Below are 18,857 nucleotides of genomic sequence, written 5' to 3' on the forward strand. Positions count from 1 at the left end.
TTCAATGTTATCCGTATCAATCCCTAACGCTTTTTCTTTTTGTTGCCATAGGGGTTATCGCTGCTGCGCAGATAGATGCGGATCGGAACGCCCGGCATGTCGAAATCTTCGCGCAGACCATTGATCAGGTAACGCGTATAACTTTCGGGCAGCTCAGCCGCCTTGGAACAGTTGATAAAGAAACTTGGCGGGCGCGATTTTGCCTGGGTCATATACCGCAAACGGATACGACGACCGGAAATGACCGGCGGCAAATGGCGTTCGGTAATGGCTTCAAGCCAGCGGTTCAGCTGCGATGTCGGGATACGGCGGCTCCAGATATCATAGATATCAAGAACTGTCGGCATCAGGGTATCTGTCCCGCGACCGGTCAGGGCCGAAAATGTCAGGATCGGGATACCCTTGGCCTGCGCAAAGGACGTATCAAGCTTGTCGCGAAGCGCCGACATCACACCGGATTTGTCTTTGACCGCGTCCCACTTGTTTACCGCAATGATCAACGCCCGGCCTTCTTCAAGGACCATGCGCGCAATCGTCAGGTCCTGTTTATCAAGCGTATTGGTCGCATCCAGCATAATGACAACCACCTGCGCATAACGGATCACGCGCAATGTATCGGTCACCGAAAGTTTTTCAACGCGATCATCAATCTTCTTCTTGCGGCGCATCCCGGCGGTATCGACCAGACGGATCGGGCGGCCCTCATAGGACCAGTCAACCGCGATCGAGTCCCGGGTCAAACCGGCCTGCGGACCGGTCATCACACGGTTTTCACCCAAAAGCTGGTTCAGAAGGGTCGATTTACCTACATTCGGACGACCGACAATCGCAAGCTGGATTTTCGAATTATCCTTGCGAACAACTTCTTCCTCGCCCTCGTCGTCCTCGTCATATTCGATTTCAAAGGACGGGAACGAACCATCGTCTTCGTCCATTTCATCATCTTCGAAATCGTCATCAATGGCGGCAATGTCGCCTTCCTGGCGCGCCTTGCGCTGCTTGTCGCGATATTCTTCCCAATGGGGGCGCATGATATCGATCAGCAATTCCATGCCAAGACCATGCTCGGCCGAGATCGGTGCAACATCGCCAAGGCCAAGGCCATAGGCCTCGTAAAGACCGGCATCCTGATCCTTGCCCTCGTGCTTGTTGGCAATCACATAGACCGGTTTCTTGCGCTTGCGCAGCCAATCGGCAAAGTGATTGTCAAGCGGTGTCAGACCGGCACGGGCATCAATCAGGAAAAACGCAATGTCGCATTCCTCAAAGGCCATTTCGCTTTGCTGGCGCATTTTGCCTTCGATGGAATCGTCAAACGCCTCTTCCAGACCGGCGGTATCGATAATGTCGAACCCCATATGGCCAAGACGCGCCCTGCCATAGCGGCGATCACGCGTGACACCCGGTTGATCATCAACCAGCGCAAGTTTCTTGCCGACCAGACGGTTGAACAGGGTCGACTTCCCGACATTGGGGCGACCGATAATGGCTACTTTCAGCGACATCTGACTTTCAGACTCTTTGTTATAAAACGGCGATGTGCGCCGAGGGGCAGTTTACCCCGTTCCGGCGCACGCGCATATCAAGCAAAAGATCGGATCTTTTGCGAAAAAACTGTGTTCGACCTGTTAGCGATACGCGATTAAATCGGCATCCGCAGTCAGGAAGTAAAGACTGTCACCTGCAACCGACGGCGGCAAAGTGATCGGGCCGGAAACCTCATCCTTGCCCATGATCTCGCCGCTATACGGGGAAACAGTCATGATTTCACCCTGCTCGTTTCCGACAATCAACCTGTCACCGACAAGAACCGGACCGGTCCACACCATCGGCTCTTCCTGATCTTCGGGATCGACGAATCGTGGCAAAGCGGTCACCCATTTAACCTGTCCGGTGTCCCGACGCAAGGCAATCAGATCATTTGTGTTGGTAAGAACGAAAACATAATCGCCCGCAACCCACGGCGACTGGATGCCACCGGCCTCCAGTTCCCACACGCGGTACCCGGTACGCAGGTCAATCGCAACCGTCAAACCGGCATTACTGGTGGCAATCACCAGATTATTGTCGATCACCGGAAGCCCGCGAATATCGGCAATCGCCGATACGGCATCGGTACGACCGGCCGAAGCCAGTGCATCCGACCAGACCACCTGACCGTTTTCAACACGAAGGGCATAAATCTCGCCCGTGGTATAGGCAGAAATAACAATCCCCTGATCAACTGCCGGGCTGGCACCGCCGATAAAGGACGCACCTTCGGATGCACCACGGTGGCTCCAAAGCGTATCGCCAGTCATCGCATTCAGGGCAACGGTCTGGTTATCGACCGTTACGGCAAATACGCGACCGCCACGCACGGTCGGTGCACCACGCATCGGAGCAGTCATCTGTGAACGCCACATGACAGTGGCACTGGGCGCATCAATCGCAATCACCTCGGCAAAGCCGGTGGTGGCGTAAAGGATACCGTTCTCATAGGCCAGACCGCCGCCCAGAAGGGTGCTGTCTTCGTCTTCATCCTTTGCCAGTTCAAGCGACCAGATCCGTTTGCCGGATTTTGCACTGAAAGCACGAACAACCGCATCGGCATCAATTGTAAATACGACACCACGCGCCACAATCGCCTGATTTAGCAGAAGATTGTCATCCATCGATCCTTCGCCGATGCCAACCGACCAGTCCTGACGCAGGACATCGTTATCAAGACCGACATGATGCAATGCATGGCTTGCAAACCCGCCATTCTGCGGCCAGTCAATCATCGGCTCGGGCTCGGGCAAGATCACACGCTGGTCGCTCAGTTCCACATCGGCCTGAACCGTACTTTCAAGCGACAGAACCGCAAGACGTTCACCGGGAAGCGGCGGGTCTTCGGATTCACCAAGCCAGCCGGAACACGCCGAAACGGCAACCGACATGCCCATGACGCACAAAAGAGATTTAATGTTGCGTGGTCTCAAAACCATATCCTCTGATCCAGTCCCTGTGAACAGGTCGCCTGTGCCATTCCCGTCAGTCAGGCGTCGACAGCTTTCAGAATTTCACTTGCGCGCGCGCGCATACCCGACGGTGCTTCGCTGTCATCGGCAATTTCGGTCAGCAGCGGTTTGGCTGCCTCGATTTCACCTGCTGCAATATGAAGCATCGCAATCATTTCACGCGCAGAGTAGTACCAGGGATTTTCCGGCACAGCGATCGGGTTCAGGCGCCAAATCAGGTCGTTGGCATTTGATGCATCGGCATTGTTCATGGCGATCTGAACCACTGCCAGATCACGATAGATCTTTTCGACATCATTGTTCGCGGCGATCGCCTCAAGCTCGGCCACCGCAGAATCCTTTGCCCCGGCCCGCAGATAAACCGCGGCCTTCTGGAAATGTCCAAGTGCGACCAAACCGGCATTGCCATCGGCAATGATCGCATCAAGGGCGCCCAGTGCCGCATCCTGCTTTTCTTCGCCAGCCTGCACCAGTTCGATGGCATTTGCCATGCGCGTACCGTTTTCAATGCGCGAATTTTCTTCGTAGCTTTTCCAGCCCTCACGTCCGGCAACGCCCAGCACGATCACTGCGGCGACACCAACGACATATTTACCGTATTTGCGCCACAGCGCTTCATTGCGCTCGCGCTTGATGTCTTCTTCGACTTCCTGGAAAATATCAACCACGAAAACCGCTCCAATCCGATCAAAAGAAAGCGGGCAACGGCCCGCTTGTCAGAATTAATTCCGGCAAGGATTTAACGCGCCAGCGCACAAGGGGTCAAGTCCGGTCCGCAGGCCATTCCCCCAATATCGCAATTAAATCTCTGACAACGTCGTTTCCGACATCAAACAGCCCCCAATTAGGGCTGATAATACTGACTGTGAACATGCTCACGGAAAGATTTGCCGCCTTTGGAAGAAGCATTGCGTACCATAAAGGACCTTATCTTCGCACCAAAGCACTCTGTCCGCCCGACGTAATCGGGAAAACGGGCTGAAATGTGGCCAATATCGTGCGCCCGAAAAAAGGCACGTGGATTGCATAATAAAATGCAGGAAACGGAATATTAATCGCCACCGGGCAAATACTGACCGGTCGATGCTCGGAGATCACGATGAAAAGCCTGCACAAAGCCCAAAGCCGACAAAAGGCGAAACGAATGATCAGGCAACGCATTCTGGCCGGATTATTCGCGACACTTCTCGGCGCGGGAGTATCGGGCTGTGACACCACTGCATCGGATATTGCGGGAACGAACCTGTTTACCGGTGTGGAATGGTATATCGCTTTTGACGTCGTCAGCATCATCAACACCGACAAAACCCTCGTCGATCACGTTGTCTCCCTTTCCACCGGTCGGGATTGCTCGACCATCCGCAAGATCGACGGCAAATCCTATTGCAAAAAAGACCCGGTTCCCGAACCGCCGCTTTATTGTTATCGCTCATTGGCTGCTGTCAGTTGCTATCGCACGCCTGACCCTTATAATACCGGCGCACAAACCATTGACTGGCCACCAACCAGATCACGCAGCCTGTAAGCCAACAAGCCCTTCAACAAGCTGAAATCCCACATATATTTGTAAAAAATTCGCGCGACGGGCCATTCAAACTTGAGGCTGCCGTTAAAGCGCGCTACCGTGTCATATGGGCGTCATAAACGCCTGAACCCGGCCTTCTGAAATTACGTCCGGAGAACGACATGGGTACATTGTTCAATCTGGCTCAGTACCGCAAAGCCAAAAGCTTTGTGCATTTCGACCGGACTGAACTGATGCAACTCATGAACACCTATTCCAGACAAGTCGCAAGCGGTGCTTGGCGCGACTATGCCATCGACCATCTGGATGGCATGGCCATGTTCTCCATCTTCCGTTCCTCTCACGAAACGGCAGTATTCACCGTCATCAAACTTGGCACGGACCACAAGAATGCCGGACATTTTCTGGCCCTTCACAGCGGTGAGAAGATCAAGCAAAGCTCCGAAATCCAGAACGTTCTTGATGCCGTTGAAAAACGCGCACGCAAGGTCGTCCCGCTGTTCAAATCCCGTTAAAGATCGGTCCCGACTTTTGCCCCACCCCATCCTTGAATTTTGCACGCCCGTTCGTGGCATCCGTTCCCTTGTGTGTGGCATGGTCGCGCTGACATGCGTATGTCATGTGTTCCCGGCTTATGCCGATTACACAACCGGTTACAAAGCCTATCAGGCAGGCAACTATGAAATGGCTCGGGCGCAATGGCGCGTTGCCGCCCAGGAAGATGACCCGCGTGCCCAATATGCGCTGGGCCTGCTTTACTATCGCGGCCTTGCCGGGCCACAGGATTACCGACAGGCCGCCGAGTGGTTTGCACTGGCAGCACGCGCCAATCACCCCAATGCTATCTATTATCTTGGTTTAATGTATTTCAATGGCTGGGGTTTGCGATACGATCAGTTCCGCGCAACCGATTTTCTCAAGCGCGCCCTTCGTGCCAATGCCGATAATGTCGATGCAGCCTTCCTGATTGGCGAACAATATTTCCATGGCCGTGGTGCACAGCAAAACTATGTCGAAGCCGCGCATTATTACAGGATCGCCGCCGAAAAGGGTATGCACGCCGCCCAATTTTTATTGGGCGCCATGACCGAACGCGGCTGGGGTGTCGAACCGGATTATGCCGATGCCTATTACTGGCTGCGCCGTTCGGCACTTGGCCCCCTGACCCTGCCGCCCGGTGTCGAACTTGAACTGGACCCGGCTACAGCAATTGCCAATCTTGAACCAAAGTTGCGACTTGAAGAAATCAGACGTGTCGACAAACGGTTGCAGGAATTGGCTGTTCCCTGAACCCGATGATCAAAAGGCCGCCCGAAGGCGGCCTCGTAACATTCAATCGAAAACAGGGATCAGGAAAATGCCTCGTCCCAGGTACCGCGCGTCGCCGCCTTTGAATATTCCGTCGCACGGTTTTCAAAGAAGTTGGTGTGCTCGACTGCATTAAGCATCGCATCCATCCATGGCAACGGGTTCTGTTCGATCCCGTATTGCTCTTCAAGGCCAAGCTGATTAAGGCGGCGATCAGCGATATAGCGGATGTACTTCTTGATATCTTCTGCGGTCAATCCCTGCACCGCACCGGCTTCGAACGACAAATCGATAAATGCGTCTTCGTGGCTGACGATGGTTTTGCAGGCCTCAATCAGGTCGCTGCGCATTTCGTCATCCCAGATTTCCGGATTCTCTTTGCAGAATGTCCTAAACAGGCGAATGATGCTTTCGCAATGCAGGCTTTCATCGCGGACCGACCATGTCACGATCTGCCCCATGCCCTTCATCTTGTTAAAGCGCGGGAAGTTCATCAGCATCGCGAATGACGCAAACAACTGAAGACCTTCGGTAAAGGCACCAAATACCGCCAGCGTTTTGGCAATATTGCGTTTGCCCTGTGTAGTCAGACGCAAATCGCCATGCTCGTCGGTATATTCGTCTTCCGGACCAATACCCCAGATTTGCATATAGTCGTATTTGTCCTTCATTTCCTTGTACTGGAAGAAGGCCTCATACTCGGCTTCAGGCATGCCGATAGTATCAAGAAGGTGCGAATAAGCCGCAACATGGATGGTTTCCATGTTTGAAAATGCCGCCAGCATCATCTGGACTTCAGTCGGTTTGAACACGCGCGTATAGTGGCGCATATAGCAGTTATTGACCTCGATATCCGACTGAGTGAAAAAGCGGAAAATCTGCGTCAGCAGGTTCCGCTCGGCATCGGAAATCGTGTGGTTCCAATCCTTGACATCATCGGCCAGCGGCACTTCTTCGGGCAGCCAGTGAATTTGCTGCTGGGTCAGCCACGCCTCATAGGCCCACGGATAACGGAACGGCTTGTAGACCGGGTTTTCCGTCAGAAGATCAATTACTTTATCGTCAGACATATCGTCACTTCTCGCAAAATTTCTGTGTGCTCAAGCCGCCTTACTGGCAGGCGAGACATTCGTCATAATCGGGTTCACTGGTGGCCTGTGCGGCGGCCGCAACCAGTGCCGGGATTTCAAACGAGCTTTCCGGGCGTGGCATATCGTCATCATTCGACTTCGCACGCCCCGGAATATTCGCAACCACCTCGGCCCGTTGGATCGATTTCGACCGGCAGTAATAAAGGCTTTTGACCCCCTTTTTCCATGCCTGGAAATGGATTTGATGCAGGTCGCGTTTATGAACATTCGACGCCAGGAAGATGTTCAGCGACTGCGCCTGATCGATCATCGGTGTGCGATCACCGGCCAATTCGATCAGCCAGCGCTGATCCAGCTCGAACGCGGTCTTGAAGATGTCCTTTTCCAGATCGGACAGGAAATCAAGATGCTGAACCGATCCTTCATTCACCGTGATGGATGTCCAGACTTCCTCGGTATTCCGGCCTTTTTCTTCCAAAACCTCGGCAAGATACTTGTTACGCACGTTAAACGAGCCCGAAAGCGTCTTGTGGGTATAGGAGTTCGCCGCCATCGGCTCGATCCCCGGTGAAGCGCCACCGCAAATGATCGAAATCGATGCGGTCGGCGCAATCGCGGTTTTGTTCGAGAAACGGGCTTTGATACCATATTCCGCAGCATCCGGGCACGAACCGCGTTCTTCCGCCAACTTCTCGGACGCGGCATCCGCATGCTTTTTGACGTGATCAAAAATCTGCTTGTTCCAGACCTTGCTCATCACCCCTTCAAGCGGCACTTTCTGCGCCTGAAGGAAAGAATGGAAACCCATCACGCCAAGACCAACCGAACGTTCACGCATCGCGGAATATTTCGCACGCGCCATCGTATCGGGTGCATGATCGATAAAGTCCTGAAGCACGTTATCAAGGAAACGCAGGATATCCTCGATGAACTGGTTGTCGTCCTTCCAGGTCAGGTAATGTTCAAGGTTCAGCGACGACAGACAGCAAACAGCGGTACGATCCCCGCCCAGGTGATCCTTGCCGGTCGGCAACGTGATTTCCGAACACAGGTTCGACGTCTTGACGCTCAGCCCGGCCAGCTTGTGGTGTTCGGGCACCGCACGGTTCACGGTGTCGATGAACAGCATATAGGGCTCGCCGGTTTCAACCCGCGACGTCAGCAACCGTATCCACAATGAACGCGCGCTGATTTTGCGGGCAACATGCCCGTCTTTGGGGGATGTCAGCGCCCATTCTTCATCATTTTCGACCGCACGCATAAAGGCATCCGAAATCGCAACGCCCTGATGCAGGTTCGGCGTCTTGCGGTTCGGGTCACCACCGGTCGGGCGGCGCATCTCGGAAAATTCTTCGATCTCGGGATGGCTGACCGGCATGTAAACCGCGGCCGACCCACGGCGCAGCGATCCCTGGCTGATCGCCAGTGTCAGGCTGTCCATCACGCGGATGAACGGCACCACGCCGGACGTCTTGCCATTCTTGCCGACCTTCTCACCGATCGAACGCAGATTGCCCCAGTACGAACCGATACCGCCGCCCCGTGCCGCAAGCCAGACATTCTCGGTCCAGATATCGACAATACCGCCAAGATTATCATCTGCCTCGTTCAGGAAGCAGGAAATCGGCAAGCCACGCGTGGTCCCGCCATTCGACAGGATCGGGGTTGCGGGCATGAACCAGAGCTTGGAAATATAATCATAAAGACGCTGCGCATGCGCTTCGTTGTCCCCGTAATAGCTGGCAACGCGCGCAAACAGGTCCTGATAGCTTTCACCCGGCATCAGATATCGGTCATTCAAAACCGCCTTGCCAAAGTCCGTCAGTAACGCATCGCGTGAACGATCAACAATGACGCGCGCACCTTTTTCGTGCTGCACTACATCCAGCATCTTCATGCTCTCAAGTCCCCTTACCTGAACGGTCGCCCGTTGGCGGCGATCCGCTTCCTGTTTGTTATCTTCATCAAACGGTGTTCGCTTGCCCCTGCCTCGTTTTACCGACTGCCGGATCGCAAAAAAATCGCCGTTCCCAATGCCCGTTGGAAGATGGTTATGCCCGCTCGAGACCGGATTGAAAACACAATATGTAGTGGGAATGGATAAAAAATCGTCAATTGATTGTATCAGTTCCGTTACAATCCCGGATATTCAATGATTCGCGGCAAAGGCGTTTTTTGCCCCTGTTCCGGTCAAGTAAAAGATCGGCAAAAATTTTGCGAACTCTTTGATCCGAAAGGTTGAGTTTCAGGTTCCGGAGAAACCATTCAGACCCCAAATCCGGTTACGATTCCCCAAACAGGGCGCAAAACAAAGAACGCCCGAACAATGCCGGGCGTTCTTTCCGATGTCATTGACTTCCCGATCAGGGCAGTTTGTAGGCAATCACATAATCACCGGCTTTGGTTCCAATTGACCCGTGACCACCCGCCACGATCAGCACATATTGCGTACCGTCATCCGTGGTATAGGTCATCGGGGTCGATTGCCCACCTGCCGGCAGACGTGCCTGCCAAAGCTGTTCGCCGGTGGTGACGTCATAAGCACGGAAATAATTATCAACCGCCGCTCCAAGGAACGCCACACCGCCCTTGGTGATAATCGGACCACCAATACCCGGCACGCCAAGCTCGAACGGCAAGGGCAGCGGCGTCATGTCCTCGACCGTGCCGTTTTTGTGCTTATAGGCAATTTCCCCGGTACGCAGGTCTGCCCCGGCGACATAGCCCCATGGCGGGGCCTGACACGGCACGCCAATCGGCGAAATGAACGGTCCCATGCTGACAGCATAAGGGGCACCCTCGTTCCGGTTAATGCCCATCTCGCTGGCCTTTTCGGTACCGCGCGGGGGCACTTCGTCACGCGGGATCAGTTGGGAAATAAAGGCAAGATAGGTCGGCATGCCAAACATGATCTGGCGTTCCGGGTCGACCGCGATGCCACCCCAGTTAAACGTGCCGAAATTGCCAGGATACACCAGCGTGCCTTGCAAGGATGGCGGGGTATAGCGCCCTTCATATTTCAGCTGATGGAAATGAATACGGCATGCCAGCTGATCAAACAGCGTAACGCCCCACATATCCTTTTCCGTCAGCGGCTCTGGCATAAAGGTCAAATCCGACACCGGCTGGGTCGGGGCAGTGAAATCTTCGGGGATCGCACCGCCAGGTGCGGGAACTTCCTTCACCGGGATAATCGGCTCGCCTGTCCGGCGGTTCAGCACATAGATATCGCCCTGCTTGGTCGGCCCGACCAGTGCCGGAACAGTTTCACCATCTTCCGTGGTGATATCGAGCAGGGATGGCTGTGCCGGAACATCCATATCCCACAAGTCGTGATGCACCGTCTGACGCACCCACTCGACCTGCCCGGTCTCAAGGCTTAGTGCAACGATGGATGATGAATAGGTCTCGACTTCTTCGCTGCGTCCCATACCCAACTGATCGGGTACCTTGTTGCCCAGCGGCACATAAATCATGCCAAGATTTTCATCGGTACTCGACACCGACCAGCTATTGGGGGAATTGGCTGTATAGGTCTGGCCTTCGGGGATCGGCTCCGTCTGCTCGGGATTGCCGGAATCCCAGTTCCAGACCAGTTCACCGGTATCAACATCATAGGCACGAATAACGCCGGACTGCGATTTGGTCGAATAATTGTCATTCACCGCCCCGCCAATAATGATCTTGCCATCGGCAATAACCGGTGGCGAGGTGGAATAATAATACCCGGCCGGATTATAGGGCATACCGGTTTCCAGATGGACGGTGCCCTGATCGCCAAAATCGCGGCAAATCTCACCGTTATTGGCATCCAAGGCGATCAGACGCGCATCGGATGTCGGCAGATAAACCCGCGATGCACATGGCACATCCCCATCCACCACGCGGTCCTGATAAAATGTCACCCCGCGGCATGTCTGATGCTGTCGGTCGGGATTGTCAGGGACCTCCGGATCAAACCGCCATTTTTCCTGTCCGGTTTTGGCATCAATTGCCATTGCCCAGCTATGCGGCGTGCAAAGATAAAGCGTGTTGTCGATCTTAAGCGGCGTCACCTGATAGGTGGTTTCGGGCACATCTTCGGATCGCCTTACATCGCCAGTCTGAAAGACCCAGGCCTGTTGAAGTTCAGTCACATTTTCCACCGTTATCTGATCAAGCGGTGAATAGCGCTGCCCATAGGGCGTGCGACCATATTGGTGCCAGTCACCGGGCAAAATATTGCTGCCAAGATCGGGATTACTGACAACGGGGCTTTCGTTTAACTGGCCCTTGATTGCGTTGGGATTGTTCATCATCGAATAGACGGCAATGACAATTGCCAGAACGATGCTTCCCTCAAGCACGAATGACCGTGCCGGTTTGACTTCCGGCACCGGCTTTCCGACCGACAGTGTCTTGCGATAGACCGGCATTGCCATCCACAATCCGATCAGGACAATCAGTCCTCCCCGTGGCCCCAGTTGCCACCAGTCGAACCCGACTTCCCAGACCGCCCAACCAAGGCTTGCAATCATAAAAACTGCGTAAAACGGTAAAACGGCCGGTCGTTTGGTGAATGACAGAACGGCCGCAACAAGAAACGCCAGTCCGGCCAGCGCATAATACCAGCTACCACCAAGCATGATCAGCCACACGCCGCCAGCGCCAAGCGCAAGACCGATCAGGGCCAGCAACCCCGAAGTCAGAACATTGATCATGAGATTGTCCTCGTTTTAATGATTCAGGACATGCAAACGCAGCCTTTGACCAGAAAATGGCAGGTTAAAGGCAGTATCAGGCTTTGGGCGGAACGTGCGAATGGCGGTTCCGGTTCCTTCAAGCAACTGAAAAAAATGAAAAACCACCGACCTGTCGCAGCCGGTGGTTTGAAATGCGTAGAAGTCGTGAAGGGTTAGCCCCTAGTGATGCGTCTCGATGATCGTGCCGGATTTGACAACTTCGGTAATCGTCACGCCAAGGTTTTCGTCCACCACCACCAGTTCGCCGCGCGCGACAAGCCGGTTATTGACGTAGATATCGACCGGTTCCCCGACCTTGCGATCCAGTTCCAGAACTGCACCACGGGTCAGGCGCATCAATTGCGAGACCTGGATCTGGCTTTTGCCGATCACGGTCGATACGCGCACCGGCACATCATAGGCCGCCCCGATCTCAGACGCGGCATGACGTTTGGCAAAGGGATCGTCATCATTATTGGCCATGGTAACCAGATCACCCGGATAAAATGGAAGAATCGCGAAACTCTATTCTAGAGGTTAGCTTTGAAAAAAGTGTTAGCAAGCTTATTCGCAAAATTTACGGTAGTTTTCTGTATAATAATCGCCTACATGACGAAACCTTCAGGGCTCCGCGCCACCAGCACCAAACAGAAATGCAGGACTTTTCATGAGCTACGATCGCCAATGGGTGGCAGACGCCATCAACATCATCGAAGCCGATTTCAATCGGTCCGCCGATACGCACCTGATCCGTCTTGATCTGCCATCCCTTGATGGCATCGGTTTGTATCTGAAAGATGAATCGACCCACCCATCGGGCAGCCTGAAACATCGCCTGGCACGTTCGCTGTTCCTGTATGGCCTTTGCAATGGCTGGATATCCAAAGACACACCAATTATCGAGGCCTCAAGCGGCTCGACCGCCGTCTCCGAAGCCTATTTTGCCCGCCTGCTCGGTCTGCGCTTTATTGCGGTGATGCCCAAATCGACATCGCAGCAGAAAATCGATCAAATCGCCTTTTATGGCGGCGAAAGTCATCTGGTAGATCACAGTGGCCAGATTTATGCGGAATCCCAGCGACTTGCGCGTGAACTTGGCGGCCATTACATGGACCAGTTCACCTATGCCGAACGCGCGACCGACTGGCGCGGCAACAACAACATCGCCGAAAGCATCTTTGATCAGCTCAAGCGCGAACCCCATCCCGTTCCGCGCTGGATCGTCGTTGGAGCGGGCACCGGCGGGACATCATCGACCATTGGTCGCTATATCCGGTACGGACAGATCCTTGGCATGGGATGCGAGATGTGTGTTGCCGACCCGGAAAACTCGGTTTTCTATGACGCCTATGAAACCGGGAAATGCGACATTACCGGTGAAAGGGCTTCACGCGTCGAAGGCATCGGTCGTCCGCGCGTTGAACCAAGCTTTAACCCCAACGTCGTCGATCATATGATCCGGGTTCCCGATGCTGGCAGCTTCGCCGCCCTGCAGTATCTGGAAAAACATATGGGCCGTCGCTGCGGCGGATCCACCGGCACCAACCTGATCGCCACCCTGTCGCTTATCAGCCAGATGAAAAAGGCTGGCGAAACCGGATCGGTCGTCACCCTTCTTTGCGATGGCGGGGATCGCTATCGCGATACCTATTATAATCCGGAATGGGTTGTCCAACAGGGGATCGACCTTGCCCCATGGCACGCAGCACTCGAAACTTTCGATAAAACCGGCGTGTTTGACATGCCGATGGATTGCTGCACGGCCCGTTAACCGCCTTCGTAACAAACAAAAAAAGACGGGCGGATTTCTCCGCCCGTTCAGGTGCTTCATCAAGGTTGAGGCAAAACTTAGCCCGAAATCGCGATCTTGCGCGGTTCCGGCTTCACTTCCGCTACTTTAGGGAGAGTGAGCGTCAGGACACCGTTCTTGAACGATGCCGCAATTTTGTCTGCATCAACAGTGTCGGGCAGACGGAAGGAACGTTTGAAGCTGCCATAGGTACGCTCAACAACACGCGCACCATCATTGCTTTCACGGGTCGATTTCTTTTCCCCCGTGACCGTCAGGACACCTTCAAGGACCGACACATCGACATCGTCCTGTTCAACACCGGGAAGTTCGGCAGACAGTTCGATCTGATCGTCGGTTTCATGGACATCAATGCGCGGAGTCAGGAGCTTTTGCGTCACCCCATCATCACTTGCACCGACAGTATTCACAAGCCCGTCACGACCAAAAATCGAGCCGATCATACGGTCGAAATCACGTCCGAAAACACCGAACGGATCACCATATGCCGGACGAGAAGCCAAACGACGAGCAGTACCATTTACAGTCTGAAGACCAGTCATAATTACCCTCCTAAACAGACAGGTAGTTCTTGCGCCGCAGGTCCAGTCATGCTGCAACCCTGACGCGCACAAGGCCACCGTGGCCTTTCAAACCAACAAATAGATCAGGGTTATTTTTCAGCAAGTGGCAGCATGCATTTTTTTGAAAAATTTATTCAGGCCCTTCACCTTCGCATTCCACAAGATGGAAAAAACCAAAGCATTCCCTAAGCACCTATGGCGCAAGCGTCTGATTCGAACTAGCTTCTTTTCATTGTTCGCAGGCTTTCCCTGCCCTTCACAGATACAGGACGTTTCATGAGCCAGCTTTTCACGCCCCTTTCGCTGGGCACGCTTGAACTTGATAACCGCATTATCATCGCTCCCATGTGCCAGTATTCGGCTGATAACGGCAAAGTCACCGCATGGCACGACATGCATCTTGGCAATCTCGCGCAATCGGGTGCCGGGCTTCTGATTATCGAGGCCACCGCAATCGAACCCGAAGGCCGCATTACCTATGGCGATGTCGGATTGTGGGACGACGAAACCGAAGCAGCCCTTGATAAGACGCTGAAGGCAGTGCGTAGCCATTCGGATATGCCGATTGGCATTCAGCTCGCCCATGCCGGACGCAAGGCATCCTGCGAAAAGCCCTGGGATGGTGGCGGTGCCATCGCACCGGATCACAAAAATGGCTGGCAGGTCGTTGCCCCATCTGCCGTCCCGTTCCGTGCAGGTGACCCGGAACCCGAAGCACTCAGTACATCGCGCATTCGCGAAATCATTCAGGGCTTTGCCGATGCCGCAAAGCGTGCGGATCGTCTTGGTATTGATGCTATCGAAATTCATGGGGCACATGGCTATCTGCTCCATCAATTCCTCTCACCACACTCCAACAAACGCCAGGATGACTATGGCGGATCGCTTGAAAACCGTATGCGGATCGTGATGGAGGTTTACGATGCCGTGCGCGCCGCTTTCGATCCGGCCAAACCGGTCGGCATTCGCATTTCGGCTTCTGATTGGGTCGATGACGGCTGGGATATTGATCAAAGTGTGGAACTGGCGCGCATCTTAAAGGAACGGGGTTGCGATTTCATCCATGTATCGTCGGGCGGTCTTCACATTGATCAGAAAATCCCGGTTGGCCCGAACTATCAGGTCCCGTTTGCCAACCGGATCAAATCCGAAACCGGCATGACCACCATCGCGGTCGGACTGATCACCGAGGCAGAACAGGCCGAAGCTATCGTATTTACCGGCCAGGCCGATGCCATCGCCCTGGCGCGTGGCATCCTCTATGACCCGCGCTGGCCGTGGCATGCTGCGGCAACCCTCGGGGCGGAGGTCAAGGCCGCCAGTCAGTATCTGCGATGTCAGCCAAGAACGCTGAAAAAACTGTTCGGCTAATCTGGAAAATCCCCGCGGTTCCTGTGGCTGCGGGGATTTTTGTCGCAATCGACACACAAACAAAAAGGGCCTCGCAAATGCGAGACCCTTTCCGTAGCGAGAAGGTCGGTTGGTGGTAAGGCTTAGAAGCCCATACCGCCCATGCCGCCCATACCACCCATGCCGCCCATGTCAGGCGCGCCGCCACCGGTTTTTTCTTCCGGCTTGTCGGCGATCATGCATTCGGTGGTGATCAGCAGACCTGCGACCGATGCTGCGTCCTGCAGGGCAGTACGAACAACTTTGGCCGGGTCGATGATGCCGGCTTTGACCAGATTGGTGTATTCACCTTTCTGGGCGTCGAAGCCAAACTCAACATCAGACTGCTCAAGCAGCTTGCCGGCGACAACCGCACCGTCAACACCTGCGTTCTGGGCGATCTGACGGACCGGAGCCTGCAGCGCGCGACGAACGATGTCGACACCGATGGTCTGGTCGTGGTTTGCACCTTCAAGACCGTCAAGAGCGCGGGTTGCGTACAGCAGGGCCGTACCACCACCAGCAACAATGCCTTCTTCGACAGCAGCGCGGGTTGCGTGCAGGGCATCGTCAACACGGTCTTTGCGTTCTTTCACTTCGATTTCCGAAGCACCACCAATTTTGATCACGGCAACACCGCCAGCGAGTTTCGCCAGACGTTCCTGCAGTTTCTCGCGGTCATAATCGGAAGTGGTTTCTTCGATCTGAGCACGGATCTGGCCAACGCGGGCTTCGATCTGGGCTTTCTCACCGGCACCATCAACGATGGTGGTTTCTTCTTTGGTGATGGTGATCGATTTCGCGGTACCGAGCATATCGAGCGTAACGCTTTCAAGCTTGATGCCGAGATCTTCGGAGACAACCTGGCCACCGGTAAGGATGGCGATGTCTTCGAGCATTGCTTTGCGACGGTCGCCGAAGCCCGGTGCTTTGACAGCAGCGATTTTCAGGCCACCGCGCAGCTTGTTGACGACGAGCGTTGCAAGAGCCTCGCCTTCGACGTCTTCAGCAATGATCAGAAGCGGCTTGCCTGACTGAACGACAGCTTCCAGAAGCGGCAGCATCGGCTGCAGCGAGGAAACTTTTTTGTCAAACAGCAGGACATACGGGTTGTCGAGTTCGGCAACCATCTTTTCCGGGTTGGTCACGAAATACGGCGACAGGTAACCGCGGTCGAACTGCATGCCTTCGACAACGTCGAGTTCGGTGTGCAGGCCTTTGGCTTCCTCGACGGTGATAACACCTTCGTTGCCGACTTTTTCCATGGCTTCAGCGATCATGTCGCCGACTTCACGGTCACCATTGGCCGAAATGTTACCGACCTGTGCGATTTCGTCCTTGCCCGACACTTTACGTGCGCGGCCCTGGATGGCTTCGATGACTTTGGTGGTCGCAAGATCGATACCGCGCTTCAGGTCCATCGGGTTCATGCCGGCAGCAACGGACTTGTTGCCTTCACGAACGATTGCCTGGGCGAGAACGGTTGCAGTGGTGGTGCCGTCACCAGCCAGATCGGCGGTTTTGGAAGCCACTTCGCGCAGCATCTGTGCGCCCATGTTTTCGAACTTGTCAGACAGTTCGATTTCCTTGGCAACCGAAACACCGTCCTTGGTCACACGCGGTGCGCCGAAGGATTTTTCGATGACAACGTTACGGCCTTTCGGGCCGAGCGTCACTTTAACGGCATCAGCAAGGATGTCGACACCACGCAGCATTTTGGCGCGGGCGTCGGTGGAGAATTTTACTTCTTTAGCAGCCATAATATTCTTTCCTCTCTATGAGACGGATGAACGTGGAATAAGTCACCAAAAGGCTGACTTACTCCATGATGCCCATAATGTCGGACTCTTTCATGATCAGCAGCTCTTCGCCATCGACCTTGACTTCGGTGCCCGACCATTTGCCGAACAGAACCTTGTCACCAGCCTTGACGTCCAGCGCGACAAGCGAGCCGTCTTCTTTGCGAACACCGGAACCGACAGCGATGATTTCGCCTTCCTGCGGTTTTTCTTTCGCGGTATCCGGGATAATGATGCCACCGGCTGTCTTGGTGTCGGATTCGACACGACGCACCAGCACACGATCATGTAACGGACGGAACTTCATGTTAGACAACTCCGTGTTTAAGTATGGCTCGATTAAGTACAAAACTAACCGGGATGAGCCCGTATTAGCACTCACCCCCGGCGAGTGCTAACAGCATGTATGGGAACCACGGGATTTTGTCAACAGAAGAGAGAGGGGGGACGCAAAAATGTCATGATTTCCGGGTGTTTTACCCTGCGAAGAGTCATAGACATGACCAGAAATGACCGCCCACATCCCTACCGGTATTGGCTGTTAATGGCAAGATATTTGCCTTTTATCGGCAAGACAAAGGGGGACGACCGCCCCCCCCCCCCCCCCTTCCTCAAAGAACCTGCCTATTTCTGATCTGGCGACCGGTCAAGCGGCGACTGATCTGGCTGGGTTACGGGTGCATCACCCGGCGCCCCCTCAAGCGGCTTGGGCGGCATTGCCTTTTCCGGAACGGATTGCTTCGACGAAAAATCTCGAAACGACATGATGACTATCTTCCAAAACGGAAGTCAAAAATCTGCTTCCTGCTTACAAATGACAATCAGAACATGCATCCGCAATCCCATGCTCCCGAATAGCCACCGTAAACGCATGGGAGAAAGGAAACCGTCAAAGATTCCATTGGCTACTTATTTTGGTCTGACGCCCGGTAAAGCGAGTTTCCCGTCATATCGGTAATCACAAAATCGTCCGGACGTTGCGGCAGCTCTACCCGGAGTATAAATTTTTCTGCCACCCGGACGGCCGCCGCGATATCGAAAACATCATATTCCGCGCGATCAAGCACGGCATGCGCCCCGTCGTCAGATCGCACCCGGTAAAACTCGATTATAACACGAATCATATTCTTTATATCCCGAGCTCATCATCAAACCGCTCAATCAATCGCCAAGCCTTCATTCTCACCCCGGGAAATCGCTTGTTGATCATCTATCCTGTCCGATTTCAGCTTCGGGCTGACACTTTCAATCGGCTCACATTGGCTGCGGTCGATCAGTCTGGCGCGATCAAGATCTCGGGGATCGACCGTGAAACTCCTTGATATAATCGCCTCGCCATCCCGTCCCTGCTGATAAAGCAGCGTCGCTATGCGCCGATAGGCAAGAAAAGATACGCTTTCGATCTGTTCTTCTTCGGTTTCAACCTCGTAATGTCCGGGCGGGAATGGCTCGGGATACCCCTTCAGTGCAAAAGGATGGATGAAATCTATTCCGTGCCGACTTGTGCGGGTCAGGCTCATGATAAAGGGGCCTCCTTAAGACCCTCATTGAAGATGTCCATCCCCCCGGCAAACTGCAATCGGCACATTTTCTCTTGTAACCCTAAGATTACAAGAAATGGCGCATAAGGCAGTTATTACCGGCAAACT

The 18,857-nt window shown here is 54.1% G+C and carries 17 protein-coding genes; 5 read left to right on the top strand and 12 right to left on the bottom strand.

Annotation, left to right across the window (positions count from 1 at the left end; all coding sequences use genetic code 11):
• Positions 1-23: 23 nt before the first annotated feature.
• The 3 genes from der to LG297_RS13845 all read right to left on the bottom strand — a co-directional run bounded on the left by der (position 24) and on the right by LG297_RS13845 (position 3,670).
• A complete protein-coding gene (gene der / locus LG297_RS13835) occupies positions 24-1,505 on the bottom strand; it encodes a ribosome biogenesis GTPase Der (protein WP_404421194.1) in 1,482 nt (493 codons plus the stop codon).
• Between the two features lie 123 nt (positions 1,506-1,628).
• Positions 1,629-2,969 carry a PQQ-binding-like beta-propeller repeat protein gene (locus tag LG297_RS13840; RefSeq protein WP_404421196.1) on the bottom strand — a complete coding sequence of 447 codons (1,341 nt, stop codon included), beginning with the start codon at positions 2,967-2,969 and terminating at the stop codon, positions 1,629-1,631.
• 50 nt (positions 2,970-3,019) lie between these two features.
• Positions 3,020-3,670 (bottom strand): tetratricopeptide repeat protein, encoded by a 651-nt coding sequence (locus LG297_RS13845; protein ID WP_404421198.1) that lies wholly within the window; start codon positions 3,668-3,670, stop codon positions 3,020-3,022.
• Between the two features lie 476 nt (positions 3,671-4,146).
• Here LG297_RS13845 and LG297_RS13850 point away from each other — a divergent pair, with 476 nt between their 5' ends.
• From LG297_RS13850 to LG297_RS13860, 3 genes are all read left to right on the top strand, one after another.
• Positions 4,147-4,527 carry a hypothetical protein gene (locus LG297_RS13850; RefSeq protein ID WP_404421200.1) on the top strand — a complete coding sequence of 127 codons (381 nt, stop codon included), beginning with the start codon at positions 4,147-4,149 and terminating at the stop codon, positions 4,525-4,527.
• 161 nt (positions 4,528-4,688) lie between these two features.
• Entirely contained in the window at positions 4,689-5,042 is a 354-nt protein-coding gene (locus LG297_RS13855; RefSeq protein WP_404421202.1) for a DUF2794 domain-containing protein, read from the top strand.
• Between the two features lie 79 nt (positions 5,043-5,121).
• The gene (locus LG297_RS13860; protein WP_404421204.1) at positions 5,122-5,817 is read left to right on the top strand and encodes a tetratricopeptide repeat protein; all 696 of its coding nucleotides are present in this window, start codon (positions 5,122-5,124) and stop codon (positions 5,815-5,817) included.
• Positions 5,818-5,876: 59 nt separating this feature from the next.
• Here the strand turns inward: LG297_RS13860 and LG297_RS13865 are convergent, their stop codons facing one another.
• The 4 genes from LG297_RS13865 to fliN all read right to left on the bottom strand — a co-directional run bounded on the left by LG297_RS13865 (position 5,877) and on the right by fliN (position 12,130).
• Positions 5,877-6,905, bottom strand: a complete 1,029-nt coding sequence (locus LG297_RS13865) for a ribonucleotide-diphosphate reductase subunit beta (protein WP_404421206.1) — start codon at positions 6,903-6,905, stop codon at positions 5,877-5,879.
• A gap of 40 nt (positions 6,906-6,945) precedes the next feature.
• Positions 6,946-8,817, bottom strand: a complete 1,872-nt coding sequence (locus tag LG297_RS13870; RefSeq protein ID WP_404426955.1) for a ribonucleoside-diphosphate reductase subunit alpha — start codon at positions 8,815-8,817, stop codon at positions 6,946-6,948.
• A gap of 472 nt (positions 8,818-9,289) precedes the next feature.
• Positions 9,290-11,626, bottom strand: coding sequence for a glucose/quinate/shikimate family membrane-bound PQQ-dependent dehydrogenase (locus LG297_RS13875; RefSeq protein WP_404421208.1), 2,337 nt, complete (start codon positions 11,624-11,626; stop codon positions 9,290-9,292).
• 201 nt (positions 11,627-11,827) lie between these two features.
• Positions 11,828-12,130: a flagellar motor switch protein FliN gene (gene fliN, locus LG297_RS13880; RefSeq protein ID WP_404421210.1), complete on the bottom strand. Its 303-nt coding sequence runs from the start codon at positions 12,128-12,130 to the stop codon at positions 11,828-11,830.
• Positions 12,131-12,314: 184 nt separating this feature from the next.
• Here fliN and LG297_RS13885 point away from each other — a divergent pair, with 184 nt between their 5' ends.
• Entirely contained in the window at positions 12,315-13,418 is a 1,104-nt protein-coding gene (locus LG297_RS13885) for a PLP-dependent cysteine synthase family protein (protein WP_404421212.1), read from the top strand.
• 77 nt (positions 13,419-13,495) lie between these two features.
• Here the strand turns inward: LG297_RS13885 and LG297_RS13890 are convergent, their stop codons facing one another.
• Positions 13,496-13,999, bottom strand: coding sequence for an Hsp20/alpha crystallin family protein (locus tag LG297_RS13890; RefSeq protein WP_404421214.1), 504 nt, complete (start codon positions 13,997-13,999; stop codon positions 13,496-13,498).
• Between the two features lie 297 nt (positions 14,000-14,296).
• Here LG297_RS13890 and LG297_RS13895 point away from each other — a divergent pair, with 297 nt between their 5' ends.
• Positions 14,297-15,391, top strand: a complete 1,095-nt coding sequence (locus tag LG297_RS13895) for an NADH:flavin oxidoreductase/NADH oxidase (RefSeq protein ID WP_404421216.1) — start codon at positions 14,297-14,299, stop codon at positions 15,389-15,391.
• A gap of 122 nt (positions 15,392-15,513) precedes the next feature.
• Here LG297_RS13895 and groL read toward each other — a convergent pair whose 3' ends face one another.
• The 4 genes from groL to LG297_RS13915 all read right to left on the bottom strand — a co-directional run bounded on the left by groL (position 15,514) and on the right by LG297_RS13915 (position 18,728).
• Positions 15,514-17,169, bottom strand: coding sequence for a chaperonin GroEL (gene groL / locus LG297_RS13900; RefSeq protein ID WP_404421218.1), 1,656 nt, complete (start codon positions 17,167-17,169; stop codon positions 15,514-15,516).
• A gap of 58 nt (positions 17,170-17,227) precedes the next feature.
• On the bottom strand, positions 17,228-17,515 hold the full coding sequence (groES, locus tag LG297_RS13905; protein ID WP_007090384.1) for a co-chaperone GroES: 288 nt from the start codon (positions 17,513-17,515) through the stop codon (positions 17,228-17,230).
• Positions 17,516-17,832: 317 nt separating this feature from the next.
• Positions 17,833-17,973 carry a hypothetical protein gene (locus LG297_RS13910; protein ID WP_404421220.1) on the bottom strand — a complete coding sequence of 47 codons (141 nt, stop codon included), beginning with the start codon at positions 17,971-17,973 and terminating at the stop codon, positions 17,833-17,835.
• A 392-nt stretch (positions 17,974-18,365) separates the two neighbouring features.
• Positions 18,366-18,728 carry a hypothetical protein gene (locus tag LG297_RS13915; protein ID WP_404421222.1) on the bottom strand — a complete coding sequence of 121 codons (363 nt, stop codon included), beginning with the start codon at positions 18,726-18,728 and terminating at the stop codon, positions 18,366-18,368.
• Positions 18,729-18,857 lie beyond the last annotated feature (129 nt).

It is taken from the genome of Thalassospira australica (genome assembly GCF_044790785.1).
Classification (GTDB): Bacteria; Pseudomonadota; Alphaproteobacteria; order Rhodospirillales; family Thalassospiraceae; genus Thalassospira; species Thalassospira australica_A.